This is a genomic window from Blautia sp. KLE_1732_HM_1032, assembly GCF_025147905.1.
GTDB lineage: Bacteria > Bacillota > Clostridia > Lachnospirales > Lachnospiraceae > Blautia_A > Blautia_A fusiformis.
This window is the reverse complement of sequence record NZ_CP102266.1, coordinates 1,397,339-1,422,500: the sequence shown is the minus strand read 5'-3', so window position 1 is coordinate 1,422,500 and position 25,162 is coordinate 1,397,339. Positions and strand designations below refer to the sequence as shown.

Genomic DNA, 25,162 nt, shown 5'->3' with positions numbered 1-25,162 from the left:
CCGTCCGCCACTAGAAACAATCTAAATCTGCCGAAGCTTCAATAAAAGGTTTCCCGTTCGACTTGCATGTGTTAAGCACGCCGCCAGCGTTCATCCTGAGCCAGGATCAAACTCTCTGATAAAATGTTTGATTCGTTTACTCAAGACAACCGTTTGGCTATCTCTCGTTTTTACTGCTTTTGGTTTGTTTAAACCGTTCTTTAAATGTAAAGAAATTTTCGAGAATCGTATGTGTTTCACTGTTTAGTTATCAAGGTTTGTTGCGTCTGTCTCTCAGACAGCTCGTTTATTTTATCTCATCTCTTTTTGTTTGTCAAGCACTTTTTTAAGTTTTTTTCAAACATTTTTGAGTTAAGATTTTGTTGTCGTTTCGTTAACGACTTGGATACTTCATCATATCTTCTGTCTTTTGTCAACTGTGAATTTCATTTTTCTGAAATTCTTTTTAATTGTTTGCTTTTCAAAAACAATTATTTGCGACAGCTCAGTTATAATACCACTGGGAGTTATGCTTGTCAACCATAAATTTCAATTTTTTTAGATTTTCCTGGAAATTTATTTTTATAGGACAATTTTTTATTCTTATTTTTAATTTTTAGGATTATCTTTATTGTTGTTTATTGTGTTGTTTTTTTTATGATAAGTCTCTTCGCTGGATGGCGCTACGCCGGTCGCATTTTCAATGCGGTAAGTGCGAGGGAAGGCGATCTCAGAGTTCCGCAGCCCGAACGCCCTCCCTCGCGCTCCCACCCCGTTGGGCACGGAAAGAGTTCTGCGTTGTTGTGTGTGCTGCGTTGTTGACTTTTGTCTGTATGCTGCGGTACTCAGAATGGAACGTTGTGCCGATCTGGTTTCTGTATTCTTCGGTACTTATGGTGGTACGCTGTGCCGATCTGCGATCTGGTTCTGTGATTCTTCGGTACTTATAGTGGTACGCTGTGCCGATCTGGTCCCTGTATTCTTCGATATTTATGGTGATACGCTAGGCCGATCTGATCCCTGTATTCTTCGATATTTATGGTGATACACTGGGCCGATCTAGTTCCTGTATTCTTCGATATTTATGGTGATACGCTGGGCCGATCCCGTTTCTGTATTCTTCGATACTTATAGGAATATTCTGTACCAGTCTGACATTTCAGGACAGGACGCCCAGTCCGATTTCATCCCCCGCATGTTTTTTCCTGTCGGCTGGAAACGTCAGCCAGAGGAAGGTGGCATCGGGCCGGGCTGCTGCGGAGGAGGGGTGATTACTACTTGGGCTGCGGGAGACGGCGTTATTGCGGCAGGGTCTGCTGTCTGAGCCGCAGGCGAGTTCTGGCCCTGCCGCAATGCTTTTAGCCGTCTCCCGGAGCCCTAGTAGTATCCCCCGACGGAGTCCCTGCCCGGAGCGATGCCACTTTCCTCTGGCGTCCCTCAACCACATCCACCTCTCAAAACCCCAAAAACATCCCCGCCTGCATCCACCCCCGGACCGATGCCACCTTCCTCTGGCGTCCCTCTCCATCCACCCCACAAAACCGCAAAAACACCCCCGCCTGCATCCACTCCCCGGACCGATGCCACCTTTCTCTGGCGTCCCTCTCCATCCCAACAAAAAAACGGCACCCGGCAGTTCCAACACTGCCAGACACCGGAACCAAAACACCCGTCAAACAGACATATACAATATATAATCAGCATTCGCTATCTGCTCAACTCAATTACCACCAGAAAGTTCTCTCAGCAACTCAAGATCGCTGGCCTGCACTTTAATATTCGTAGTCAGCTTCTCACCCTCAGGACTAATATACGTCACCTCAAGAATGCTCCCCTCACGAATCCCACGCCGGGAAACCGCACTACAAAATGCCGGAAACTTCGGATGATTCTGTTTAAATGTATTCCATGCATTCATAACCTTCATCATATTTCCAATATTACCAATACCCATAACCAACACCAGCCTTTCCTTTACTATCATCTATGTTTTTTTTATTAACCCAAACACAGCCGCCGTACAAACCATACAGCGGCTGACCACATGATCCTATTCAAAATAACCTGCCGGGAACTCACAACCCTCTGATAAAAGAAATCGCATCCCGGATCCCAGCCACATAAACCAATTTAATTCCTTTAATACTCTCTGTAGCCGTCCGGTTCACCTCAGGAAGTATCACCGTCTCAAACCCAAGCTTTTTCGCTTCCTGCACACGCTGTCCGGCCATACTCACTGCACGAACCTCGCCACTCAGACCAATTTCACCAAACGCCATCACAGAATCCGGGATCACGATCTCCTTCGCACTGGAAATAATAGCAAGACAAATACCCAGATCGATCGCCGGCTCTGTCATCTTCATGCCACCCGCAATATTCACATAAGCATCCGAAGCAGCAAGATGAACTCCCGCCTTCTTCTCCAGAACCGCCATCAAAAGATTCACACGATTAAAATCCGTACCAACTGCTGTTCTTCTCGGAATTCCAAAATTACTCTGACACACCAGAGCCTGAATCTCCACCAAAATCGGTCTCGTCCCCTCCATAGAACATGCAACAACAGACCCCGAAGCATTCTCCGGTCTTCCATTCAAAAGGAACTCGGAAGGATTCTTCACTTCTTCAAGTCCGGAATTCTGCATCTCAAAAACACCAATTTCATTGGTAGAACCAAAACGATTTTTCACCGCACGCAGGATCCGGTAAGAAGCATGCCTGTCTCCCTCAAAGTAAAGCACAGTATCTACCATATGTTCCAGTACACGAGGACCTGCCACATTTCCCTCCTTGGTCACATGACCCACGATAAAAATGGACACTCCCATACCCTTAGCGATCTGCATCAGTACATTGGTAGATTCCCTCACCTGAGAAACACTTCCCGGTGCAGACGAAATATCTTCATGAAACATCGTCTGGATAGAATCCACAACAGCTACATCTGGTTTCGTCCGCTCAATGATCTCCCGGATATTTTCAAGATTCGTCTCACAGAGCAGTTTCAGTTTATCATTAAACGTTCCAAGCCGATCTGCCCGGAGCTTGATCTGTCTGAGAGACTCCTCACCAGAAATATACAAAACAGAAATCCCCTGTGAAGATAAATTTCTGCACACCTGCAACAACAATGTAGACTTGCCAATACCAGGATCTCCACCTACCAAAACAAGGGAGCCGGGGACGATTCCGCCTCCCAGCACCCTGTCAAGTTCACCGATTCCACAGCTCTGACGTTCATCTGAAGAAAGACTGATATCTTTCAGAACTACAGGCTCCGTTTTCTTTTGTGTAGTTTTAATACTCCCTGAGGAAGATTTTTTGGAAGAAACCGTTTCCTCCACAAAAGTATTCCATGCCTTGCATGCCGGGCACTGCCCCATCCACTTGGCTGATTCATACCCGCATTCCTGACAGAAATAAACCGTTTTTTTATTTTTTAGCATTTTACAATTTTAACTTCTGCTTTGGTGTTCGCATCCAGTTCAACACTGAAAGAAAGCTTGCCGCCCAGGTTTGTGGTCATTGTACCTGTACTTACATCATCAATAAATACCTGATACTCTGTCTCAGCTTCCAGTTCAACAGTAATCTGAGAATCCTCAAAGCCCTGAACCTCAAAACTCATTGCTGTTCCATCCTGCTGAAGATGGAACACACTGGTTCCCGGAACAGACTCATATACGAACATTCCATTACGCTCAAGTTTGGTGATCTCCTTATATGTTTTTACTTTATACATATCTCCCTGATACTGATAATCCGACAATTTGGATTTCTGATTTAATTCATAATCTCCAAAACTGATAGTCCCATTATCTTCTGTGCGGATCAATTCCTGTACCACTGCCATGATCTTATGTCCTCCTGAAATCTTTCGTTGTATAGTTTTAATTTTGTTAATTATAACTTATTTCTGTTTTTTTGGCTATAGAAAGTAATAAAATTCTTACGCTTTCTCCGCATCTTTTACTTCAAAGTAGATTTTCTTGTCTTTGACCTTCACCTGTACGGTATCACCGGCTTTGATCCGACCTTCAAGGATTTCTGTTGCCATCTCATCCTCAATCTTTGTCTGGATCGCACGACGCAGCGGTCTTGCACCGTATTTACTGTCAAAGCCTGCATCTGCGATAAGATCTTTAGCTGCTCCGGTAACTTTCAGTATGATATCCAGCTGTTCCTGACAGCGTTTTTCCAGGTTTTTCAAAAGAATAGTAACGATCTTTCTGATATTTTCTTTATTCAGAGAATGGAATACCATGATCTCATCGATCCGGTTCAGAAATTCCGGCTTAAACATCCGCCGCACTTCTTCCATCACTCCGGACTTCATCCGTTCATAATCACGCTTTTCCGTATCTCCGGACATAAATCCAAGATGTTTCGGTTCCATGATCATCTGCGCACCTGCGTTAGAAGTCATGATAATGATCGTCTGCTTAAAATCCACTTTTCTGCCTTGAGCATCTGTAATATGACCATCATCAAGTACCTGCAGAAGAATATTAAACACATCCGGATGAGCCTTTTCAATCTCGTCAAAAAGAATGACACTGTATGGATTTCTGCGCACTTTTTCGCTGAGCTGTCCACCTTCTTCATAGCCTACATATCCGGGCGGCGATCCGATCATTTTAGAAACACTATGTTTTTCCATATATTCGGACATATCTACACGGATCATTGCCTGCTCACTTCCAAATACAGCTTCCGCCAGCGCTTTGGAAAGCTCCGTTTTTCCCACTCCGGTAGGTCCCAGGAATAAGAAAGAACCTATAGGCCTTGCGGGATCCTTTAATCCTACTCTTCCCCTTTTTACCGCACGGGCAACTGCAGAAACTGCCTCATCCTGTCCGATCACACGTTTTTTCAGAACCTTTTCCAAATTTGCAAGCCTACGGGATTCCCCCTCTGTCAGACGCTGTACAGGTATTTTTGTCCAGTCAGACACAATACCGGCAACTGCCTCTTCATCAACTGTAAGTGGATTTTTCCGATTTTTCCGCTCCGCCTTTCTTCGGATCTTTTCCAATTCTGCTTCCGCCTCATTCTGCTTTGCCTGTGCTGCTTTTGCACCTTCAAGATCTGCATTTATGACTGCCTGTTCTTTTTGTTTCAAAATATCGTGGATCTCTCTTTCCAGTGCTTCTGCTTTCGGAGACGGACGATATCCCGCCAGTTGTACTTTCGACGCTGCCTCATCAATAATGTCAATGGCTTTATCCGGAAGAAACCGGTCATTGATATAACGAACGGACATTTTTACAGCCGCCTCAAGGGCCTCATCCAGAATCTCTACATCATGATGTTTTTCATAATATGGGCGCAGCCCCTTCAGGATTTCAACAGCCTCCTCTTCTGTAGGCTCTTCCACGATGATAGGCTGAAAACGCCGTTCAAGCGCTGCATCCTTTTCAATGTATTTCCGATATTCTTCCAGTGTCGTTGCTCCGATCAGCTGGATCTCTCCACGGGAAAGAGACGGTTTCAGGATATTGGAAGCATCCAGTGCACCTTCCGCTCCACCTGCTCCGATGATCGTATGGATCTCATCAATAAAGAGCAATATTCCCTGCTGTTCGCTTACCTCATCGATCACATTTCGGATACGTTCTTCAAACTCACCGCGATATTTACTTCCTGCGACCATTCCGGAAAGATCCAGAACTACAACCCGCTTATCCTTCACAGTATCCGGTACCATTCCTGTGACGATCCGCTGTGCAAGTCCCTCTACGATAGCCGTTTTTCCTACTCCCGGCTCTCCAGTCAGGCAGGGATTGTTCTTTGTTCTTCTGCTCAGGATCTGGATCAGTCTGGCAATCTCTTTATCCCTTCCCACTACAGGATCCAGCTTACCTTCTTCTGCCATAGCCGTCAGATCTCGGCTATACTGATCCAGAGTTGGTGTTACACTGCTGTTTCTTCCCTTTGAAGCTTTTACAGCCTGGAATTCTTCCGCAATGGCATCGCTGTCCATTCCCATAGCTGTCAGCACTGCCGCATAAAGCTTCTGGATATTTGCACCCATTGTGTACAGCAGTCTGGTACCCACACAGTCTGTTTCTTTCAACATTGCCAGCAGAATATGTTCTGTCCCGACTTCCTCAAAACGCATGGATTCTGCTTCTGCATATGCACCCTCAAGAACTCTTCTGGTTCTCGGACTGAATCCCGGTTTCTGTGAAACAGCCGTATTTCCCGGCGGTGCGATCAGTTTATCGATCAGAGCCATCGCTTTATCAGCCTGGATCCCAAACTCCTCCAGAACTCTTCCTGCTGTGCCCTCCTTTTCTTCTACAAGCCCGACCAGCAGATGCTCCGTGCCGATATAACTATGTCCGCAGGAGCTGGCTGCCTCTTTTGCCAGAGCAAGAACATTCTCTGCCTGTTTTGTATATCGTTCCTGCATGATGTCTCCTCCTATCTGTCTGTGTCATACTCGTCAAAAATCTCGTCCACCAGCTGATGGACTTCTTCTCTTGTTACATTTTTACAGCATCCCCATGCCATTGCTACTGTCAGATTCTGTTTCATTTCTTCCAGTGCTCTGACCTTATCTGCATCTATGGAGATCACCGCTCCCTTTCGCCTGTCAATAGTCACAAAGCCTTCCTGACGAAGCAGCGCATATGCCTTATTCACAGTATGCATATTGATTCCTGCAATGCTTGCAAGCTGCCGTACAGAAGGCAGAGTATCCCCTTCATGAAGCCTTGATGTAGCGATCCCCATTATGATCTGATTGGTGATCTGCATATAGATTGCCTCATCACTGTTAAAATCGATTTCTATCACCATAGGGTAATCTCTCCTCTACAACAGCAAAAGGCTGCACAGTTTCATCCTGGCAGCCTGCTGTGATTTTTGTTTTTATTTACTGATCCCTGCAATCTTCTCTATCTGTTCTTTGTTAAGAACCAGATTAAATCCCATTGGATTTACCACATAAGCGTTTGCCTGCGGAATCATCAGGCTCGGAAGTTTGTCTATAGTCACTTTCGCAACACGGAGATTCTTGCCTCTTCCAAATTTCTCAAATTCCATAACATCTGTAAACACAGGCTGCATGATCTTATCCTCTTTATTTTTCAGATACGGAATATGGAGCTTTCCATCTTCTTCCTGCTCTGCATTGATCGCGATCAGGAATTCTGCCTTACGCAGGTTTGCTATCAGCTCTTCTTCCAACTCACGGATATTCTTATGCTCTTCCTGTTTTACCGGACGACGCAATTCCTGCATAAAATAGATTCCGGAAAGTTCAAGAGACGGGTTCAGAAGCGGTCTCTTTGACGGCTCGATCTTACTCATATCTCTCTGATTTGCGATCTTTCCGATCTCAATCTCGATCTTCTCTTCTCCGTCGATCCAGATCACACTGTTCACTCCGATTGCGTACAGCGTACCATACAGTCTTGGATAGTCTTTTTTCTCATATTTCATGCCCATAAGAAGGATCTTATCCTCAAGGAGCTGTTTACCATATTCTTTGATCTCTTCTTCTGTGGCAAAAATCCTTGCCTGGTCATTAAATGTTTCTTCATCACAGGTCACATATGGAAGTCTGGTTGCCTGTGAATATGCAACAAATACTTCCTCTCTGTTTCTGAGCTCATGGATTGCTTCTTCTACACTGATTCCCATTTTTCTGTCCTCTCTGCCTCATCACTTGGATGCGACACCTCATCAAGGAAAATGGTTGGTTCCTGTTGTGCCCTGTCAGCATCCAGCTTTTCATGTTCGTAACTACTCACTGTGTTTCATAGTTGTTACTATTGTACAATGAAATCCCTGTTTTCGTCAAGCTGTGCCTGTGAAAAATGACCAACTTAAGCCTCGTCGATAGCTTTTCCGATATCGTGACGCATATACTTATTTGCAAAGCTGATCCACTCTGTAGCAGCATATGCATTCTTTCTGGCTTCTTTTAATGTCTCTCCTTTGGCAGTGATGCCAAGAACACGCCCACCGTTTGTAACGATCTCTCCATCTTTAAATTTGGTTCCCGCATGGAAACAGTAGTATCCGTCTTTGTCCTTAAAATTCTCAAATCCATGGATCGGGATACCTTTTTCGTATTTTACCGGATATCCATCACTTGCAAGAACAACACAAACTGCTGCATTGTCCTCAAATTTCAGATCGATCTGATCAAGTTTGCCGTCTACACAGGCTTCCATTACTTCAATGATATCATTCTCCATACGCGGAAGAACAACCTGTGCCTCCGGATCCCCAAATCTTGCATTATATTCCAGAACCTTCGGGCCATCTGCAGTAAGCATCAGTCCGAAGAAAATGATTCCCTTAAACGGACGTCCCTCTGCTGCCATGGCATCTACTGTTTTCTGATAAACATATTTCTTACAGAATTCATCTACTTCCAGAGTATAGAACGGACTTGGAGAAAATGTTCCCATTCCGCCTGTATTCAGTCCCTGATCCCCATCCTTCGCACGCTTGTGATCCTGCGCAGATGTCATGGTACGGATCGTCTTTCCATCTACAAAAGAAAGTACGGAAACCTCACGGCCAGTCATAAATTCTTCAACTACCATGGTATTTCCGGCATTTCCGAATTTTTTGTCTTCCATGATCTCTTTTACGCCAGCTTCTGCCTCTGCAAGATCCTGGCAGATCAGAACACCTTTTCCAAGAGCAAGGCCATCTGCCTTCAAAACGATCGGGAATTTTGCCTCGGTTCTTAAATATTCCAGAGCTTTTTCCGGATCATCAAAATTCTCATAAGCAGCTGTAGGAATGTCGTATTTTTTCATAAGATCCTTGGAAAAAGCCTTGGAGCCTTCCAGAATAGCAGCATTTTTGCGCGGTCCGAACACACGCAGTCCCTCTGCCTCAAATACATCTACGATTCCTCCCACAAGAGGATCATCCATTCCCACGATAGTAAGATCGATCTCTTTTTCTTTGGCAAAGGCTGCCAGTTTTTCAAATTCCATTGCTCCGATATCTGCACATTCCGCATACTCTGCGATTCCTGCATTTCCAGGTGCACAATAGATCTTGTCAACTTTCGGGCTTTTTGCAACACTCCATGCAATTGCATGTTCTCTTCCGCCGCTTCCTACGATTAATACTTTCATCTGTTTACTCCTTTGTTTCATCTGTCTGCTGATTACTTTAAAGAAACAATTCCATCTGTCACTGTGATCTTGTCATTGGCGATAAGATTGATTGCTTCCGGAAGGATCTTCCACTCTGCTTTTTCCATTACACGTCTCTGAAGCTCCTTGGATGTATCTCCGTCTTTTACCTTTACTGCTTTCTGAAGAATGATCGGACCTGTATCCGTTCCGGCATCTACGAAATGAACCGTAGCGCCTGTTACTTTCACGCCTCTTGCAAGAACTGCATCATGGACCTTAAGTCCATAAAAACCTTTTCCGCAGAAAGACGGGATCAGAGATGGATGGATATTGATGATCTTGTTGGGATACGCTTCCACCATCATCGGAGGGATCGCAACCAGATATCCTGCAAGAACGATCAGATCCACCTCTTTTTCCTGAAGCTTCGCCAGTAATGCTTTATGGAAAGCTTCTCGGTCCGGATAGTCTTTCGGTGCGATGCATACCGCCTCTATATCATGCTTTCTGGCTCTTTCCAGAGCATAAGCGGAGGCATTATTACTGATCACAATATCCACTTTTGCATTTGTGATCTCTCCTGCATCAATAGCATCCAGGATCGCCTGAAGATTCGTTCCCCCACCGGAAACAAGAACACCGATCTTTAACATAAGGTCACTCCCTTTTCTCCCTCTTCAATGGATCCTACCACATATGGCTTATCGCCGGTTTTGCGGATAGCTTCCATTGTTTTGTCAACATCTGCAGGATCTACTGCCAGGATCATTCCAAGACCCATATTATATGTATTATACATCATATGCTCATCAATATTTCCTTTTTCAGCAAGGAGCTTGAAGATCGGAAGTACCGGATAGCTGTCTTTTTTGACAACAGCTCTGGTTCCCTCTTTCAGCATACGCGGGATATTCTCATAAAATCCACCACCTGTGATATGGCTGCATGCATGGATCTTCACGCCAGACTCTCGGATGCTCTTCAGCGCTTTTACATAGATTCTGGTCGGTGCGATCAGTGCCTCTCCCAGAGTTGTTCCAAGCTCTTCATAATAAGTATCCAGAGACTCTTTTGTCATGTCAAATACTTTACGTACAAGAGAAAATCCATTACTGTGAACTCCTGTGGAAGCCATACCGATCAGGACATCTCCTGGTTTCAGGGCCTCTCCTGTAAGAAGATCTTTTTTGTCAACGACTCCTACTGCAAATCCGGCAAGGTCGTACTCATCTTCCGGCATAAGTCCAGGATGCTCTGCTGTCTCACCACCGATCAGAGCTGCCTCAGACTGTACACAGCCCTCTGCAACACCTTTTACGATCTCTGCGATCTTTTCCGGATAATTTTTGCCGCAAGCAATGTAGTCCAGGAAAAACAATGGCTCGCCGCCTGCACATGCAATATCATTTACACACATGGCTACAGCATCGATTCCGATGGTATCATGCTTGTCCATAACCATGGCTACCTTAACCTTGGTTCCACATCCGTCTGTTCCGGAAACCAGAGTAGGCTCTTCCATATCTTTGAATTTCTCCATGGAAAATGCACCTGAGAATCCACCGATTCCTCCAAGTACCTCCGGTCTCATTGTCTTGGCAATGTGCTTTTTCATCAGCTCTACTGATTTGTATCCTGCCTCAATATCTACGCCTGAAGTCTTGTAATCCATAATGTCCTCCTTATGACAACACCTTTTTATTTTTATGGTAAAAGATTTATTTAGTAATTTTTATATCCAACTTCCTGAAGCCTTGCGTCTTTCTTCTCAACCTGCTCCTTCAGATCCTGACTGTAGGCTTTCAGTCTGGAAAGAAGCTCTGCGTCGGAAGTTGCAAGGATCTTGGCAGCAAGAAGTCCCGCATTGGCGCCACCATTGATCGCTACTGTAGCAACCGGGATACCGCTTGGCATCTGTACGATTGAGTAAAGGGAATCTCTTCCTCCCAGAGAGGTTGTATGCATCGGAATACCGATCACCGGCATCGGAAAGATCGCTGCGCACATTCCCGGAAGATGAGCTGCCATTCCTGCGCCTGCGATGATAACTTTGAAGCCTTTTTCTTCTGCTGTCTTTGCATACTCGAAAAATACATCCGGTTCTCTGTGTGCGGAAATGATCTTCATTTCATAATCAATCCCCAGTTTCTCCAGGATATCTGCTGCTTTGCTCATAACCGGCATATCTGAATCACTACCCATTACAATTCCTACTTTTGCCATTGTGTTCTCCTTTCATGGTACACTAACTGAATATTAGCCTGTGTCCTTTGACTATTGTTATGGTTATTCTACGTATATTCTCACTTTCTGTCAATACGATCGGAAAAACTGTAAATTTACTAATTAACTTATATTATTATTTAATGGAAGATTCTCAAAAGGACGGTTTAATTCCTCTGTTCCCGGAAGAACAAACCTTCCGTTTTCGATAATGGAAAGCATTTCTCCCTCATCATCGATCACCCGGATACTTCCAAGCTCATCATAAGGTATCGTAATATCTGTATGACAGCCATAATAAGCAAGGCTTACGTCATCCTTTCGCATCTCGGAAATCTCATTATCCCTGGCGATGATTTCTTTTCCATCCGGATTATATACCGGTGTATCCTCTGCCCAGCTGTAACAGGTATCGCCCACAGCAAAATGCGGTCCCATTTTTTCTGCGATCAGGATCGGAAGCTTATCCGCAATTCCGTATTTCAGCGCCGCCACATAAGCTGTGGTATTTGTACCGATGGCAAACTCTCCCATGGGGATCTTCGGATGGTGGTGGAGGATATTATCTTCAATATATTTCCGGTTCTCTTCTTCGGTTTTAAAATTCGAGCAGGTGTAATCAATAACCTGGCCGCAGTCAAATACCAGCTTCAGATCCCGGAACTGAAGACCGTTCAGATATACTTTTTTCACATGAAGGATTCCGCCTGTGCCTGCCAGCTGCGGAGATGTAAAGACTTCGCCCACCGGAATGTTCACATCTGCCACACAGTTCTCAAAATTCGTCTGTTTCTTCGGATCTGTCAGTTCATGAAGATGGATCAGAAGATCCGTCTCATTGTCTCCACGTCCTTTGACTTCCACCCACTCACAGGTATCCAGGGTATTGATGATCGTCTGCTGGATTTCCTGATAGAGATGGTAATCCAATGTATTGATCTTTACGATCTCACGGAAAATTTCCTCATAATTTCCACCAATCTCAGGAACCGGATATGCAATGATCGTAAAACTTCTCTCATCACCTTTGATGTATCGGTTTACGATCTGTCCGGATTCATTGTCAAGTTCTGTCTGAAGCTTCTGCTGTGTCTCGCTTAATGCATAAGCTTCCGGTTTACTTATCGGAGAGAAAGGATTTTCTCCAAATGTATCAATGCAGGCCGGACCGCCATGTACTTCTGCCAGTTCTCTGTACTTCTCATAGGAGGTCTGCATAGCACGAAGTTTTCGCTGAACAAAATCCCCATCCAGGAACAATGCACTGTCCTGACGATGATCGTAATCGTACTGCGGATTGGCAACGCCGCCTGTATAGCCTACTCTCACGGCGCCTCTCTTATTTACCACATGCGTTGCATGGCGATAGATCACCGGCTTCAGACCCATTTTTTCAAACTGGAGGATCGCTGCTTTTACCATCCGTTCAAAACCAAGACTATATCGGATATTTACTGTTTTCTTTTTTGTGATATCCTTCCGTCCGGTGATAAATCCGATCCGATAGCCTTCTGTATAGGTAGAAGCCATCTTATCAATCTCTTCCTGAGAAAGGGAGTTCAGAAACTCTGCAACTCCTGTTTCATTCTCTGAAACAAACTCGCCATAGCGATACAGATATCTCAGATCCGAAAGATCCGAATTCATGATGATATCTGCTGCAAAGTCAAGCTCCGGATCTACACCTTCCCGTATCCTCTGCTCCATCATATCCTGGCAGTAATCATTTACATAGGAACGGAGAATCCCCTCCACTGTTGCCGCCTCTGGAAGTTCTTCCTCACAAAATGCAGAATATACTTCCAGAAACAGTTCCATGGATACAGTCATATCCCACAGCCTTTTCTCATGAGCATAAGCTACAGTTCCTGCGATCTCTGCATACAGAAAACTGAAGGCTTTTCCATATTCTCCCATCTGCTGTACTGCATACGCCGGATTTCCATAGCTGCTTTCATAATTTTCCGGGAGGATATCCTGATAAAAGCAATGATTTCTCTCTTTCAACGCCTCCATCGTAAGCTCTGCTGCGCTCTCATCCATCACATCTGCTGCCATGGAAAGAAACTTTGCCCTGTTTCTGAAAAAATCTCCAAACGGTTTTTTTACGGTTTCTTCTGTTATGATCTCACGGATCCGTTCCTTCGCAAGTCCATAACGTTCTTTCATGCATTCTTCCAAGACTTCATCTCCCATCTTTTTCATCATCGATCACATGCCCCAGGGCAATGTGTTTGTCAACGAGTTCTTTCATATATTCCCAGATCACTTCAGAACCCTCTCCTGTTTTCCGGTTTCTCTTATAAATCTGACTTTTCTTCACCTGATGCTCTTCCCAGCTTTTTCCGTTGGAAGCATCATTTAGAAACAATGGCTGACAATTATCTAGCACATGGGCAAATTTCGCCTCCGGGGTTTCGTAAGCCTCAAACTCCTCCCATAATGCTTTTAACCACTGTCCCTGATCTTCCGGCAATAGTCCATAGATCCGTTCTGCTGCCTGCTTCTCCCTGTATTCCTTGGTTGTCGCTCCTTTTTCATCATATGCATAGGTATCACCTGCATCGATCTCTACCAGATCATGCGCCAGTACCATAGGAATCACCTTCGAAAGATCCACTTCCTCATTGGAATATTCCTTTAAAAGCACCGCCATCAACGCCAGATGCCAGGAATGCTCCGCATCATTCTCTTTCCGCTTTCCGTCTGCAAGATATGTCTGTCGGAAAATATTCTTGACTTTATCTATCTCCATAATAAAGTCCAGCTGTTTTTTTAAGCGTTCTTTTTTATCCATCTGTTATACCCCCGATAAAAAAAGTCCCAGCCAGATAACCAGGATCACTCCGTTCAAAATAGACCCGACCATGCTCGTCCTGTGTTTCCGGTTTTCTTCCGAAAAGCTGGAAAGCCCCAGTGTAAAGCCATATGCAGAAAGCAGCATGGCAAAAAGCCCGGTTCCGCCGATCAGGCCCCCGAGCTTTCCATCAAAAAAGAGTGCAAGCACAACTGCCGCGATAAACAGCACGAGGGAAGCCGCCGCAAGTCCTACAGACCATTTTCCCTTGGAAGCTTCTCTTTTTTTTGCAAATGCATATCTATATCTTCTTGCCATTAATTTTTCTCCTAATCCTGTCGCAGACTGCATAAATCCCATATCCAAGCGCTGCGCCCAGAGTATTCAATATCATATCATCCACATCAAAGCAGCCAACTTTTGTAAGCAGCTGGATCACTTCTATCGTCAGACTGATAAAAAAGCCGGATAATATGATAAAAAAGCCATTTCGCATTTTTCCGGTTATTACCGGAAGAATAAATCCGTATGGCACAAATCCCAGCACATTTCCAAAAACATTTGTGAAAAGCGCAAATGTACCCACTATTTTTCGATAAGTCCAGAAACGCCTGATCTCCACAAACGGAACAAGATTGTAACGGTATTCTCTTTCTGCATCCGCCACTCTTCCGTATCCTTCCGAAAAGAACAGAAGATACACAAGAACAAGAACATACAATACAAAAAAAGCTGTCCCGAGTTTTTTTACTCTGCGTTTTGTCCCTTTTTCCAATATTCTCCCCTGCTTAAATAGTCCGAAAAGCCACACGGAACAACGTGCGGCTTTTCAGATCATATTAGATTAATATCTCTGATTTTCTTCTGAGCAGTCTCGCACCGTTCACGATCATCAGAATTCCTGTGACAAGTCCCGTCACCAGAACGACAATACCGAGTGCAAGGCTTCCCGCCCCGCTGCTCGCCATAGTTTTATAAATTTTTTCATTCATAAGGCTGCGTCCTCCCAGTAAAAGCGGACCTTCGGAATCCGCCGCTCTTTTATGACCTTTTATAACAATATTATTCTGCGCCGTACTGGTCATAATATGCATCAATGGCAGCTTTCAGCTTATCATCGATCACAACACGGCCTTTGTATTCTTTGTTGTAGAGATGCTCAACAACCTCCGCCATAGTTACAATAGCTGTAGTCTGAAGGCCGTAGGTTTCCTCGATCTCTTTGAGCGCACTCTTTGTTCCCTGGCCACGTTCCATACGGTCAACAGAAACCACAAGACCTATCGGATTTACATCTCCCTGCGCTTTGATGATCGGAAGTGTTTCTTTAATGGATGTTCCTGCAGTCGTAACATCCTCAATGATCACTACCTTATCCCCATCCTGGATCGGGCTACCAAGAAGAATTCCTTTATCTCCGTGGTCTTTCACTTCCTTACGGTTGGAACAGTAACGGATATCCTTTCCGTACATTTCACTGATTTCCATAGTTGCTGCTACAGAAAGCGGAATTCCTTTGTATGCCGGTCCAAACAGCACATCAAAATCCAGTCCGAATTTGCTTTCTATCGCTTTTGCATAATACTGTCCCAGCTTGCGAAGCTGCGCACCGGTACGGTAAAATCCTGTATTTACAAAAAATGGTGTCTTTCTTCCTGATTTCGTAGTAAAATCTCCAAATTTCAGGACATTACAGTCAATCATAAATTCAATAAATTCCTGCTTATACTGTTCCATTTATCTAATCCTCCATGTTTTTCATATATACGACAAACCCAGGATCCACACTCTGTTACAATCCCAGTGTAAAATCCCTTTATTTATCCTGTTAATTCTAACATATGAACAACAGAATTGCAAATACGGCAATCCTCCGTTATTTCACTACTCCGATCAGCTCATTGATGTCTTCCACTTTCTGTTTTTCAAGAAATGCCTGAATACCATCTGCGATCTCCACAGTGGCATAAGGGTTAAAAAAGTTTGCAGTTCCCACAGACACTGCAGTAGCACCTGCCATAATAAATTCCAGGGCATCCTCAGCAGTTGCAATTCCCCCCATACCGATGATAGGAAGGGATACTGCATTTGCCACCTGATATACCATACGGACAGCTACCGGTTTTACTGCAGGACCGGACATTCCACCAGTTTTATTTGCCAGTGCAAATGTACGTCTGTTGATATCGATCTTCATTCCTGTCAGGGTATTGATAAGAGAAAGAACATCTGCGCCGCCAGCTTCTGCTGCTTTCGCCATCTCGGTAATATCGGTTACATTTGGGCTCAGCTTCATGATCACCGGCTGTTTTGCATATTTCTTTACTTCTTTTGTGATCTCTTCAAGAGCTTTCGGATTCTGACCGAAGGCAATTCCGCCTTCCTTGACATTCGGGCAGGAAACATTAATCTCCAGCATATCCACAGGCTCATTTCCAAGGCGTTCTACAACCTCACAGTAATCCTTTGCAGATTTTCCACAGACATTGACGATGATCTTTGTATCATATTTTTTAAGGAACGGAATATCTCTTTCACAGAAAACATCAATCCCCGGATTCTGAAGACCAATGGCATTGAGCATTCCGGATGCTGTCTCTGTCACTCTCGGTGTAGGATTTCCCGGCCACGGTACATTTGCCACACCTTTTGTCACAACTGCGCCAAGTCTGTTCAGATCCACAAATTCACTGTATTCCGCTCCGGAACCAAATGTTCCGGACGCTGTCATCACCGGATTCTTAAGTTCTACGCCGGCAAGATTTACATTCATTCTGCTCATAGCTCTACCTCCGTGCTCAGGAATACAGGTCCGTCTTTACATACTCTCTTGTTATGGACATGAGAATGAGAATCCACATCTTTGGATTTGCACACACAGGCAAGACACGCGCCTACGCCACAGGCCATACGCTCTTCCATGGAGATCCAGCACGGAATTCCTTTTTCAAGGGCATATGCCTTGATGGCACGGAGCATCGGGGCAGGTCCGCAGGCAAAGATCGCATCTGCCTCAAGATCGTTCTCACGGATGGCATCCATAACATTTCCCTTTGTTCCTGCAGAGCCGTCTTCTGTTGCCACATAGACATCTCCATAAGCTTCAAATTCCTTATTTAAAAACAGCTCATCTCTGTATCCGAGAACCATGATCTTTTCTGCGTCCAGCTGTTTAGCAGTTTCCAGCATTGGCGGGATTCCGATTCCTCCACCCATGAGAAACACTTTTTTGCCTTTTACTGCATCCAGCGGAAAACCATTTCCCAGAGGTCCCATAGTCTCAATGGGGACCCCTGCATGAAGTCTGGAAAATTCCTCCGTACCGGTTCCTTTTCCTGTAACGCGATATACCAGTCTCAGTTTTCCTTCTGCTTTATCGATCTCACAGAGACTGATGGGTCTTGGCAGAAGCTTACCGCCATTGCGGCTGTAAAGTGATACAAACTGTCCCGGCACTGCATTTTTTCCAATCTCACCTGCATCCAGCCACATACTGTAAATATCTGTACCAATACATTCCTGGCTGAGTATCTTACAGGGCTTTTTTGTTTTTTTACTTTCTGATGTACTCATAAAATGCCTCCTGTATTATCTGTTCTCCAGCGCACCGCTGATATCCGCGATCATATCTTTTACTGCCGCTCTGGAAGCATCTGCGTAATTTTCAGCGCCAAACTCTTTATATTTCTCCTGCTTATATGCAGCGATGATTCCTCTGGAAGAGTTTACGATAGCACCAAGTCCGTCCTCATTAAAGAAATGGACAAGATCTGCGCCTTTTCCACCCTGAGCACCATATCCGGGAACAAGGATAAATGTCTTCGGCATGATCTTTCTTAATACCTTTCCCATTTCCGGATAGGTCGCACCTACAACAGCACCAACATAACTATATCCATCACCCATAAGCTCATCGCCCCACTGTGCAACCTTCTCACCTACCAGCTCATAGAGCGGGCGACCGTCGATGACACGATCCTGGAACTCACCACTTGATGGATTGGAAGTTTTGACCAGAACAAAGATACCCTTTTTCTCTTCCTTGCATACATCCATAAAGGGTTTCACACCATCAGAACCAAGGTATGGATTGACTGTTGCAAAATCCTCATCAAAACCTGCATATTTTTTTGAGCCTACCTGAACCTGTCCCAAGTGACCAACTGCATATGCTGCAGATGTGGAACCGATATCACCTCTTTTGATATCACCGATCACAACCAGATCTTTGGATTTACAATACTCAACCGTTTTCTTGTATGCGATCAGTCCCGGGATACCAAACTGCTCATACATGGCGATCTGTGGTTTCACTGCCGGGATCAGATCAAAGGTCGCATCCACGATTCCTTTGTTATACTGCCAGATTGCTTCTGCAGCGCCCTCCAGAGTCTCCCCAAACTCTGCAAAAGCCTTTTTCTGGATATGCTCCGGAATATAATTCAGCATAGGATCCAGTCCTACAACGATTGGTGCATTTGTTTTGCGGATATTGCTGATCAGTTTGTTAATCATGATTCTTTCTCCTCCTAGTTTTTAAATACAATTTTTCCGTCACAGATGGTATAAAGCACTTTTCCCTTTACTTTCCAGCCATCAAACGGTGTGTTATGTCCTTTGGAAACAAATTTATTTTTATCGATAGCATACTCCTGCTCCGTATCCACGATGATCACATCTGCCGGATGGCCTTTCTGGAGAGTTCCTCTGTCAAGCCCGAGGATTTTCGCCGGGTTCAGGCACATCTTCTCAACCATCTGTTTCAGTGTGATCACATCTTTTTCCACCAGCTCTGTATAGGTGAGCGGAAGGCTTGTTTCCAGACCTACGATCCCAAATGGTGCATTCTTCATAGAACCTGTTTTTTCCTGTGCACTGTGCGGTGCATGGTCCGTGCTGATCACCTCGATGGTACCGTCCTTCAGGCCCTGTTTCAGCGCTTCCACATCCTTCGGTGTACGGAGCGGCGGATTCATCTTGTAATTCGGGTCATCTGTTTTAATATCATCGGATGAAAGGATAAAATGGTGCGGGCATACTTCAGCTGTGATATTGTCGTATCCTTTCTCTTTTACGATCTTCATCATCTGAGCATCCCCATAAGTGGAACAGTGGCAGAGATGAAGATGGACTCCTGTCTCCAGCGCCAGAATGATATCTCTGGCTGTAATGGTATCTTCCACTGCATTGCAGATTCCGGGAAGCCCCAGTCTTTTGGCGTTCTCATCCTCATTCATGCATCCATCTCCACGCAGATCGATATCTTCACAATGGTCAAAAAACGGCACGCCACATTCTGCCGCGATCCTCATTGCTTCTTTACAAAGCGCTGTATTCATCACAGATTTACCATCCTCGGACACTGCCGGAATCCCTGCTTTCACCATTCCGGCAATATCTGCAAGTTCAGTACCTTTTTCTCCCATGGTGGCTGCACCTGCCTGAAGTACATGAATACCGGAAACCTGCGCCGCCTTGTTATGTACATAGTTTACCCGGTCCGGATTATCAATAGTGGGAGTTGTATTTGGCATAGCAACTACAGTTGTCACACCACCACGTGCTGCCGCAGCAGCACCACTCTTGATATCTTCCTTATGTGTCTGGCCCGGATCACGAAAATGGACATGAAGGTCGATAATTCCCGGCATGACCAGCTTTCCTTTCGCATCAATCACACGGTCGCCGTCTTTCTTTTTCAGCTTCTGGCCTATTTCCGCAATGATTCCGTCTTCCAGATAAATATCGCCTGTTTTATCCGTATCTGTAGCCGCATCCACGATCCGGCCTCCTCGAATCAGAATCCCCATTTCTGTTCTCCTCTCATCCTGTATTTTCAAAGCAGATCCTTCAATCCGCTTGTATTCTCCTATATCATACACGAAATCTCTCTATTTATAAAGATTTTTTTTACAAAGCAATTTCGCCCCCTTTTACACCCCGGAATTGTTGGAATTTTCTCCTTGACATTTCAAAACACGGGTTATATAATCAGAGCATGGCAAAATATTTAATGTAAAATCACTAGTTTTTAGAGATTATATTTACATGAATATAGTCTGTAAAATCTGGTGATTTTTTATTATCATCAGAAGGCTATTTTAATTTTTTTTATTTTTATGGAGGTAACACAAAATGAACAAGGGAACTGTAAAATGGTTCAACGCAGAAAAAGGTTATGGTTTTATCACAGGTGAGGACGGACAGGATGTATTCGTACACTTCTCCGCTATCAACGGTGAAGGCTTCAAATCTCTTGAAGAAGGACAGGCTGTATCCTACGACTTAACAGAGGGCGCTCGCGGAATGCAGGCTGCTAACGTTACAAAGTTATAATTCTATAACCATAAAAAACGTATAAGTCAAAACGGGGCTGCTTTATGGCAGACCCGTTTTTTATTGCATTATATTTATCCTATATATAAAAATCCCCGGGATGCTTCAACACATCCCGGGAACCCATCATTTCATATGTGTTTTCTATTCCGCACTGTCTGAAGATAATCCGGAAATATAATCTGTCAATGCAGAAGTATCCATCACAGTATCCACCTTCACGCTGGCTTCCTTCACCTGAATCTTGGCGTATGCGGAATATCCGATCCATCCCACAAGCAGAACCGCGATGAGGATCCATGCCGCCATCTCAAGTACAAATTCTGCGCGTTCCTTCTTCAGGGCACTGTTTCGCGAGTATTTGCTGTTTTTATATTTGTCAACTTTCTTCTGGCTCATTGTCTTTCTCCTTTGCCGCTTCAGTACTTCGTTCATTATAGCACACTTGTTTTCAAAAGAAAAGCGGCAACTCCCTGAAGAAATGTGATAATTTTCTGAACTGGAGATTTTCTCTGATCAGACTGCTACGATAACGCCACCATCGTTGGCATACATACTGCTGACACCGGCAGTATCCATAACTACGATCTTTGCTGGGTGCAGTTTCTCACGGATAGCCTCCTCCAGCATCTTCGCTCTTTCCGGACAGTTGCAATGAGTGATGGCAACTGTCTTTTCCGGGATGTTGATCCCCTTCTCTCCAATGTGATCCACCATTTTTACGATTGCTTTATTCATGCCTCTGGCCTGATCCAGCTGACAGATCGTTCCTTCCGGAGTAGCTCCCATAACCGGCTTGATCTTCAGTGCACTGGCCACCAGAGCTTTCACTCTGCCCAAACGTCCGTTCTTGCGCAGAGTTTCCAGATTCTCCAACACAAAAAATGTGTTCATCTCTTCAATATATTTCTCTACTTCACTTACTACTTCTTCAAAAGAAAGTCCCTTTTCTTCACACTCCACGATCTTCATGGCAATCAGACTCTGACCACCGGATGCAGATTTGGAATTAAATACATGAACCTTTTTCTCCGGCTGCTCTTCCAGGAACAGGTTTTTTCCAAGAATCGCACTGTTATAGGAACCACTCAATTCTGCCGATAGCGTCACCGCATAAATGTGTTCCGCATCACACTCATATGCCTTCATATAGCGTTCCGGAGAAGGGCATGCAGACTTGGGGCATTCCGGGCAGGCCGCAACCTTCTTTAAAAAATCTTTCTGATCGAAATTCTCATCATCTATAATATTCTCACCGCCCACCGTCAGCGTCAGTGGTATGGATTCAATCCTGCCGTCATTTTTCCATTCATCTAAAAGCTCCCCACAGCTATCTATCGCAATCTTATAGCTCAATTATATCGTCCTCTTTTCCATTATATGTAGTATTCAATACCACATCTATCGTATCACATAAACAGATATTTGAAAAGAGTTTTTTAAAAAGTCTGTCCTTTTTTCTTTATCTGAGATATAATGTCTACACGCGATCACATAAAAGAAAGGAAGTGCGGCATGCTTGCATTAAAGATTACAGATATCCGGGATTTCACAAACAAACTTTTTATAGGAGAAGTATTTGACAAATTCTGTCTGTCCGAAGCGACTGTGACTACTTTTAATACTTTTACCATTGATGGCAGGCTTCAGAAAGATTTTTTTGATACAGACAGCATGAACAGACTCACAGAGCACGGCCGGACACATTCTCTCTGGAAGGACATCAGACCTTTCTGCTGGTCTGTGATCCGCGGTAAGCGTACGCCCTTAAGCTTCAGGATCGTGCTGCATTTAAGTCGGAGTGGAGTTGAAGCTGCAATGAGAAATACAGATTTCGGAATTTCCTCCGAACAGATAGACGGACTATTCTTAAATCTTCAATTTAAAAATAACAGCCTTCTTTGTACTACCGGAACGTCTCTTAAAACATTCTCTATGGATAAACGCCCAGAGCAGCTCTGGGATGATATGATCCTGAGCTTTCTGTCCAGGAATCAGATTCTTTTTGAAAGGCTATAGTCAATTCTCTTCTTCTATTTCCCTCAGATAATACGCAAGCATATCAATAAATTCACTGTTGGTAGGCTTGTATTCTAGAGGATATCCTGCAATCTCATCCAGCAGTTTTTTATTTCCTTCCCAACACACATTTACCATTGTTCTGATATCATGCTCAATATTGGTAGGTGTTGATCTGTACTTCCGCGCCAGGTATGGATAAATATCCTTTGTGATCCGCAATGGTTTATACTGATCCCCCATGGAAATCTTTACCGCTTCCGCAACGAAAAAATATCCTTTGTATTTCGAATTTGCACCAAGTCTTCTGATCAATCCATACACCTTTTTCATACATTTGTTCCTCCATTTCATTTTTTTCTCTTTTCAAAAGCACTCCCTTATGTATAATACGACAGTTATCTATATTTTTCGCTTTCTTCTGAAAATTTATTTTATACATATTAGATACTAATTTAAATTTTTAGTCATATTTTACAGGTTATTTTTATTTAATATCTATTATTTTATTTAAAATTCCTATAATTGTGTTAAAGATACACATATTGTTATAAAAAAAGCAAAGGCTTCGCCCCATTACGGGCAAAGCCTTTCGATCATTTTATATGTCGTTTTATTTTGTAAGGACCATAAGGATATCGTTGCTTCTCTTTACAAATTTTGTCATTTCTTCAGGAGAAAGCTGTTTATGGCTCATCATTGCAAGATCATAAAGCTGTTCACAGATCACCGGAACATACTCTGATCCCTGATTTTCTGCTATAAATCTTACAAGAGGATGATTTGCGTTCAGTACAAGTACTTCCTGACCACCGAACATATTCGGATCCATTCCGTACATATTGTACATTTTCATCATATCCTGCATACGGCGGCTCTCCTCAGGAAGAGTGATCATCGCTGCAGTTCCCTCATTTTTCAGCTTCTCTACTTTTACTTCAAGTTTATCCTTGCCAAGATTCTTACGGAACACCTCAGTAAGTGTCTTGACTGTTGTTTCATCCGCTTCTCCGTCTTCACGAAGCTCTTCTGTCAGATCTGCATCAATTCTCTTGAACTGGATCGTCTGATCCTGCTGTTCAAGATGGGAAATAAACTGTGAATCGATCACATGCTTCAGCAGTACAGCATCTTTACCCGCTTCACGGAACATATTAATGTACTGGCTCTGCTGTACCTCATCGGTCACATAATAGATCACCGTTTTTTCCGGTTCCTCATTCTGGGATCCTTCAGAAGCTTTCTCCTCTGTCTTCTCCTCTTCAGCTGCTTTTGTTTCTTCTTTTTTATTTTCCTCAATGCAGTCTTTCAGGGTAAGATATTTGCCATCCAGATTCTTAAAGAGGATATAATCATTCATCTTCTCACCAAATTTCGCATCCTTGATGCATCCAAATTTGATAAACGGGCTGATATCATCCCAGTACTTCTCATAAGACTCTCTGTCTGTCTTGCACATTCCGGTGAGCTTATCTGCTACTTTCTTGGTGATGTATTCAGAAATCTTTTTCACAAAACCATCATTCTGCAGTGCAGAACGGGAAACATTCAGTGGAAGATCCGGACAGTCGATCACGCCTTTCAGAAGAAGAAGGAATTCCGGGATCACCTCTTTGATGTTATCTGCAATAAATACCTGATTATTATAAAGCTTGATGGTTCCCTCAATGGAATCATACTCTGTCCTGATCTTCGGGAAATACAGGATACCCTTCAGGTTGAACGGATAGTCCATGTTCAGATGGATCCAGAACAGCGGTTCCTTGTAATCCATAAATACCTTACGGTAAAATTCTTTATACTCTTCATCCGTGCACTCATTTGGGTGTTTCATCCAGAGCGGCTGTGTATCGCTTAAGGATACCGGCCGTTTATTGATCTTTACTTTATCTTTGGCAGGAGAAACTTCCACAACTTCTTTCTCGCCTTTATCATTCTCCTTTTCCTCTGTCTTGGCATCCTCATGAATATGCTCAACTACCACATCATCTTCACGGAGATCTGCCTCATCGATGGTTTCATACTCCTGTTCAGCATTTGCTTTGGAAAGATAGATATTTACCGGCATGAAAGAACAGTATTTCTCAATAACCTCTCTCATACGATATTCATTGGCAAACTCCAGGCTTTCCTCATTGAGGAAAAGAGTGATCTCTGTTCCCGGTTCTGTTTTGTTTCCGTCTGCCATCTCATACTCCGTACCACCGTCACAGGTCCAATGTACCGGTGTGGAACCCTCCTTGTAAGAGAGAGTATCGATATGAACTTCATCTGCAACCATAAATGCAGAATAAAATCCAAGTCCGAAATGACCGATCATCTGATCATCCGTTGTTTTATCCTTATATTTCTCAAGAAACTCTGTGGCACCGGAAAAAGCGATCTGTGTGATATATTCCTCTACTTCATCTGCTGTCATACCAATACCGTTATCGATAAACTTCAAAGTTTTCTGATCCGGATCAACGATAACATTTACAGCCGGTTTGTAACCTTCCGGGAATGTATAATCTCCCATAACTTCCAGCTTTCTCAGTTTGGTGATCGCATCGCATCCGTTGGAGATCATCTCTCTTACAAAAATATCATGGTCGGAATATAACCATTTCTTGATAATCGGAAAAATATTTTCACTGTTGATTGATAAACTTCCATGTTTTGCTGACATATATGTCACTCTCCTTTTGTTTTT

The 25,162-nt window shown here is 43.9% G+C and carries 27 protein-coding genes and 1 rRNA gene (1 of these 28 only partly in view); 2 read left to right on the top strand and 26 right to left on the bottom strand.

Annotation, left to right across the window (positions count from 1 at the left end; genetic code table 11):
- From NQ489_RS06780 to NQ489_RS06675, 22 genes are all read right to left on the bottom strand, one after another.
- Positions 1-122: ribosomal RNA gene (locus tag NQ489_RS06780) — 16S ribosomal RNA — on the bottom strand (it extends 1,408 nt beyond the left edge of the window).
- 1,294 nt (positions 123-1,416) lie between these two features.
- Positions 1,417-1,683 (bottom strand): hypothetical protein, encoded by a 267-nt coding sequence (locus tag NQ489_RS06775; protein WP_021650955.1) that lies wholly within the window; start codon positions 1,681-1,683, stop codon positions 1,417-1,419.
- Between the two features lie 16 nt (positions 1,684-1,699).
- Positions 1,700-1,963 carry a hypothetical protein gene (locus NQ489_RS06770; protein WP_021650956.1) on the bottom strand — a complete coding sequence of 88 codons (264 nt, stop codon included), beginning with the start codon at positions 1,961-1,963 and terminating at the stop codon, positions 1,700-1,702.
- A 91-nt stretch (positions 1,964-2,054) separates the two neighbouring features.
- Positions 2,055-3,428 (bottom strand): DNA repair protein RadA, encoded by a 1,374-nt coding sequence (gene radA, locus NQ489_RS06765; RefSeq protein ID WP_021650957.1) that lies wholly within the window; start codon positions 3,426-3,428, stop codon positions 2,055-2,057.
- Positions 3,422-3,835: a hypothetical protein gene (locus NQ489_RS06760; protein WP_015525913.1), complete on the bottom strand. Its 414-nt coding sequence runs from the start codon at positions 3,833-3,835 to the stop codon at positions 3,422-3,424. The genes radA and NQ489_RS06760 overlap by 7 nt, the downstream gene beginning before the upstream one ends.
- 96 nt (positions 3,836-3,931) lie before the next feature.
- Positions 3,932-6,397, bottom strand: a complete 2,466-nt coding sequence (locus tag NQ489_RS06755) for an ATP-dependent Clp protease ATP-binding subunit (RefSeq protein WP_015525912.1) — start codon at positions 6,395-6,397, stop codon at positions 3,932-3,934.
- 11 nt (positions 6,398-6,408) lie between these two features.
- A complete protein-coding gene (locus NQ489_RS06750) occupies positions 6,409-6,786 on the bottom strand; it encodes a GntR family transcriptional regulator (protein ID WP_015525911.1) in 378 nt (125 codons plus the stop codon).
- Positions 6,787-6,858: 72 nt separating this feature from the next.
- On the bottom strand, positions 6,859-7,632 hold the full coding sequence (locus tag NQ489_RS06745) for an SseB family protein (RefSeq protein WP_015525910.1): 774 nt from the start codon (positions 7,630-7,632) through the stop codon (positions 6,859-6,861).
- A 185-nt stretch (positions 7,633-7,817) separates the two neighbouring features.
- Positions 7,818-9,092, bottom strand: a complete 1,275-nt coding sequence (gene purD / locus NQ489_RS06740; protein WP_044961162.1) for a phosphoribosylamine--glycine ligase — start codon at positions 9,090-9,092, stop codon at positions 7,818-7,820.
- Positions 9,093-9,124: 32 nt separating this feature from the next.
- Positions 9,125-9,748 carry a phosphoribosylglycinamide formyltransferase gene (purN, locus tag NQ489_RS06735; protein ID WP_015525907.1) on the bottom strand — a complete coding sequence of 208 codons (624 nt, stop codon included), beginning with the start codon at positions 9,746-9,748 and terminating at the stop codon, positions 9,125-9,127.
- Positions 9,742-10,767, bottom strand: coding sequence for a phosphoribosylformylglycinamidine cyclo-ligase (purM, locus tag NQ489_RS06730; RefSeq protein WP_015525906.1), 1,026 nt, complete (start codon positions 10,765-10,767; stop codon positions 9,742-9,744). The genes purN and purM overlap by 7 nt, the downstream gene beginning before the upstream one ends.
- A gap of 50 nt (positions 10,768-10,817) precedes the next feature.
- Positions 10,818-11,318, bottom strand: a complete 501-nt coding sequence (gene purE, locus NQ489_RS06725) for a 5-(carboxyamino)imidazole ribonucleotide mutase (RefSeq protein WP_015525905.1) — start codon at positions 11,316-11,318, stop codon at positions 10,818-10,820.
- 123 nt (positions 11,319-11,441) lie between these two features.
- Complete coding sequence (locus NQ489_RS06720) at positions 11,442-13,523, bottom strand: aminopeptidase (protein WP_412210055.1); 2,082 nt, start codon at positions 13,521-13,523, stop codon at positions 11,442-11,444.
- Complete coding sequence (locus tag NQ489_RS06715; RefSeq protein ID WP_021650961.1) at positions 13,504-14,115, bottom strand: HD domain-containing protein; 612 nt, start codon at positions 14,113-14,115, stop codon at positions 13,504-13,506. The genes NQ489_RS06720 and NQ489_RS06715 overlap by 20 nt, the downstream gene beginning before the upstream one ends.
- Before the next feature lie 3 nt (positions 14,116-14,118).
- The gene (locus tag NQ489_RS06710) at positions 14,119-14,433 is read right to left on the bottom strand and encodes a hypothetical protein (protein WP_015525901.1); all 315 of its coding nucleotides are present in this window, start codon (positions 14,431-14,433) and stop codon (positions 14,119-14,121) included.
- The gene (locus tag NQ489_RS06705; RefSeq protein ID WP_022426214.1) at positions 14,417-14,890 is read right to left on the bottom strand and encodes a VanZ family protein; all 474 of its coding nucleotides are present in this window, start codon (positions 14,888-14,890) and stop codon (positions 14,417-14,419) included. The genes NQ489_RS06710 and NQ489_RS06705 overlap by 17 nt, the downstream gene beginning before the upstream one ends.
- Positions 14,891-14,954: 64 nt before the next feature.
- Complete coding sequence (locus NQ489_RS06700; RefSeq protein ID WP_022426215.1) at positions 14,955-15,107, bottom strand: hypothetical protein; 153 nt, start codon at positions 15,105-15,107, stop codon at positions 14,955-14,957.
- A gap of 70 nt (positions 15,108-15,177) precedes the next feature.
- Complete coding sequence (pyrE, locus tag NQ489_RS06695; RefSeq protein WP_015525899.1) at positions 15,178-15,852, bottom strand: orotate phosphoribosyltransferase; 675 nt, start codon at positions 15,850-15,852, stop codon at positions 15,178-15,180.
- Between the two features lie 139 nt (positions 15,853-15,991).
- The gene (locus NQ489_RS06690) at positions 15,992-16,897 is read right to left on the bottom strand and encodes a dihydroorotate dehydrogenase (RefSeq protein WP_015525898.1); all 906 of its coding nucleotides are present in this window, start codon (positions 16,895-16,897) and stop codon (positions 15,992-15,994) included.
- Entirely contained in the window at positions 16,894-17,688 is a 795-nt protein-coding gene (locus tag NQ489_RS06685; RefSeq protein WP_021650964.1) for a dihydroorotate dehydrogenase electron transfer subunit, read from the bottom strand. The genes NQ489_RS06690 and NQ489_RS06685 overlap by 4 nt, the downstream gene beginning before the upstream one ends.
- A 15-nt stretch (positions 17,689-17,703) precedes the next feature.
- Positions 17,704-18,630, bottom strand: coding sequence for an orotidine-5'-phosphate decarboxylase (gene pyrF / locus NQ489_RS06680; RefSeq protein WP_021650965.1), 927 nt, complete (start codon positions 18,628-18,630; stop codon positions 17,704-17,706).
- Positions 18,631-18,644: 14 nt separating this feature from the next.
- Positions 18,645-19,925 carry a dihydroorotase gene (locus NQ489_RS06675; RefSeq protein WP_044961165.1) on the bottom strand — a complete coding sequence of 427 codons (1,281 nt, stop codon included), beginning with the start codon at positions 19,923-19,925 and terminating at the stop codon, positions 18,645-18,647.
- Positions 19,926-20,250: 325 nt separating this feature from the next.
- Between NQ489_RS06675 and NQ489_RS06670 the strand changes: the two genes are divergently transcribed.
- A complete protein-coding gene (locus tag NQ489_RS06670) occupies positions 20,251-20,451 on the top strand; it encodes a cold-shock protein (protein WP_015525894.1) in 201 nt (66 codons plus the stop codon).
- A gap of 144 nt (positions 20,452-20,595) precedes the next feature.
- Here NQ489_RS06670 and NQ489_RS06665 read toward each other — a convergent pair whose 3' ends face one another.
- A complete protein-coding gene (locus NQ489_RS06665; protein WP_044961166.1) occupies positions 20,596-20,850 on the bottom strand; it encodes a hypothetical protein in 255 nt (84 codons plus the stop codon).
- Positions 20,851-20,967: 117 nt separating this feature from the next.
- Positions 20,968-21,807, bottom strand: coding sequence for a DegV family protein (locus NQ489_RS06660; RefSeq protein WP_021650968.1), 840 nt, complete (start codon positions 21,805-21,807; stop codon positions 20,968-20,970).
- 159 nt (positions 21,808-21,966) lie between these two features.
- On the opposite strand from NQ489_RS06660, the gene NQ489_RS06655 reads away from it, so the two are divergent.
- Complete coding sequence (locus NQ489_RS06655; protein ID WP_022426217.1) at positions 21,967-22,470, top strand: DUF5721 family protein; 504 nt, start codon at positions 21,967-21,969, stop codon at positions 22,468-22,470.
- Here NQ489_RS06655 and NQ489_RS06650 read toward each other — a convergent pair whose 3' ends face one another.
- A complete protein-coding gene (locus NQ489_RS06650; RefSeq protein ID WP_044961168.1) occupies positions 22,471-22,803 on the bottom strand; it encodes a sporulation initiation factor Spo0A C-terminal domain-containing protein in 333 nt (110 codons plus the stop codon). It lies immediately after the preceding gene.
- Positions 22,804-23,083: 280 nt separating this feature from the next.
- Positions 23,084-25,138: a molecular chaperone HtpG gene (htpG, locus tag NQ489_RS06645; protein WP_044961170.1), complete on the bottom strand. Its 2,055-nt coding sequence runs from the start codon at positions 25,136-25,138 to the stop codon at positions 23,084-23,086.
- Between the last annotated feature and the right edge of the window lie 24 nt (positions 25,139-25,162).

Excerpts from the sequence above, each read along its gene's own strand:
- NQ489_RS06775 (WP_021650955.1), bottom strand. The coding sequence starts at position 1,683 with ATGCTGATTATATATTGTATATGTCTGTTTGACGGGTGTTTTGGTTCC.
- NQ489_RS06770 (WP_021650956.1), bottom strand. The coding sequence starts at position 1,963 with ATGATAGTAAAGGAAAGGCTGGTGTTGGTTATGGGTATTGGTAATATT.
- radA (WP_021650957.1), bottom strand. The coding sequence starts at position 3,428 with ATGCTAAAAAATAAAAAAACGGTTTATTTCTGTCAGGAATGCGGGTAT.
- NQ489_RS06760 (WP_015525913.1), bottom strand. The coding sequence starts at position 3,835 with ATGGCAGTGGTACAGGAATTGATCCGCACAGAAGATAATGGGACTATC.
- NQ489_RS06755 (WP_015525912.1), bottom strand. The coding sequence starts at position 6,397 with ATGCAGGAACGATATACAAAACAGGCAGAGAATGTTCTTGCTCTGGCA.
- NQ489_RS06750 (WP_015525911.1), bottom strand. The coding sequence starts at position 6,786 with ATGGTGATAGAAATCGATTTTAACAGTGATGAGGCAATCTATATGCAG.
- NQ489_RS06745 (WP_015525910.1), bottom strand. The coding sequence starts at position 7,632 with ATGGGAATCAGTGTAGAAGAAGCAATCCATGAGCTCAGAAACAGAGAG.
- purD (WP_044961162.1), bottom strand. The coding sequence starts at position 9,092 with ATGAAAGTATTAATCGTAGGAAGCGGCGGAAGAGAACATGCAATTGCA.
- purN (WP_015525907.1), bottom strand. The coding sequence starts at position 9,748 with ATGTTAAAGATCGGTGTTCTTGTTTCCGGTGGGGGAACGAATCTTCAG.
- purM (WP_015525906.1), bottom strand. The coding sequence starts at position 10,767 with ATGGATTACAAGACTTCAGGCGTAGATATTGAGGCAGGATACAAATCA.
- purE (WP_015525905.1), bottom strand. The coding sequence starts at position 11,318 with ATGGCAAAAGTAGGAATTGTAATGGGTAGTGATTCAGATATGCCGGTT.
- NQ489_RS06720 (WP_412210055.1), bottom strand. The coding sequence starts at position 13,523 with ATGAAAAAGATGGGAGATGAAGTCTTGGAAGAATGCATGAAAGAACGT.
- NQ489_RS06715 (WP_021650961.1), bottom strand. The coding sequence starts at position 14,115 with ATGGATAAAAAAGAACGCTTAAAAAAACAGCTGGACTTTATTATGGAG.
- NQ489_RS06710 (WP_015525901.1), bottom strand. The coding sequence starts at position 14,433 with ATGGCAAGAAGATATAGATATGCATTTGCAAAAAAAAGAGAAGCTTCC.
- NQ489_RS06700 (WP_022426215.1), bottom strand. The coding sequence starts at position 15,107 with ATGAATGAAAAAATTTATAAAACTATGGCGAGCAGCGGGGCGGGAAGC.
- pyrE (WP_015525899.1), bottom strand. The coding sequence starts at position 15,852 with ATGGAACAGTATAAGCAGGAATTTATTGAATTTATGATTGACTGTAAT.
- NQ489_RS06690 (WP_015525898.1), bottom strand. The coding sequence starts at position 16,897 with ATGAGCAGAATGAATGTAAATCTTGCCGGCGTAGAACTTAAGAATCCG.
- NQ489_RS06685 (WP_021650964.1), bottom strand. The coding sequence starts at position 17,688 with ATGAGTACATCAGAAAGTAAAAAAACAAAAAAGCCCTGTAAGATACTC.
- pyrF (WP_021650965.1), bottom strand. The coding sequence starts at position 18,630 with ATGATTAACAAACTGATCAGCAATATCCGCAAAACAAATGCACCAATC.
- NQ489_RS06675 (WP_044961165.1), bottom strand. The coding sequence starts at position 19,925 with ATGGGGATTCTGATTCGAGGAGGCCGGATCGTGGATGCGGCTACAGAT.
- NQ489_RS06670 (WP_015525894.1), top strand. The coding sequence starts at position 20,251 with ATGAACAAGGGAACTGTAAAATGGTTCAACGCAGAAAAAGGTTATGGT.
- NQ489_RS06665 (WP_044961166.1), bottom strand. The coding sequence starts at position 20,850 with ATGAGCCAGAAGAAAGTTGACAAATATAAAAACAGCAAATACTCGCGA.
- NQ489_RS06655 (WP_022426217.1), top strand. The coding sequence starts at position 21,967 with ATGCTTGCATTAAAGATTACAGATATCCGGGATTTCACAAACAAACTT.
- NQ489_RS06650 (WP_044961168.1), bottom strand. The coding sequence starts at position 22,803 with ATGAAAAAGGTGTATGGATTGATCAGAAGACTTGGTGCAAATTCGAAA.
- htpG (WP_044961170.1), bottom strand. The coding sequence starts at position 25,138 with ATGTCAGCAAAACATGGAAGTTTATCAATCAACAGTGAAAATATTTTT.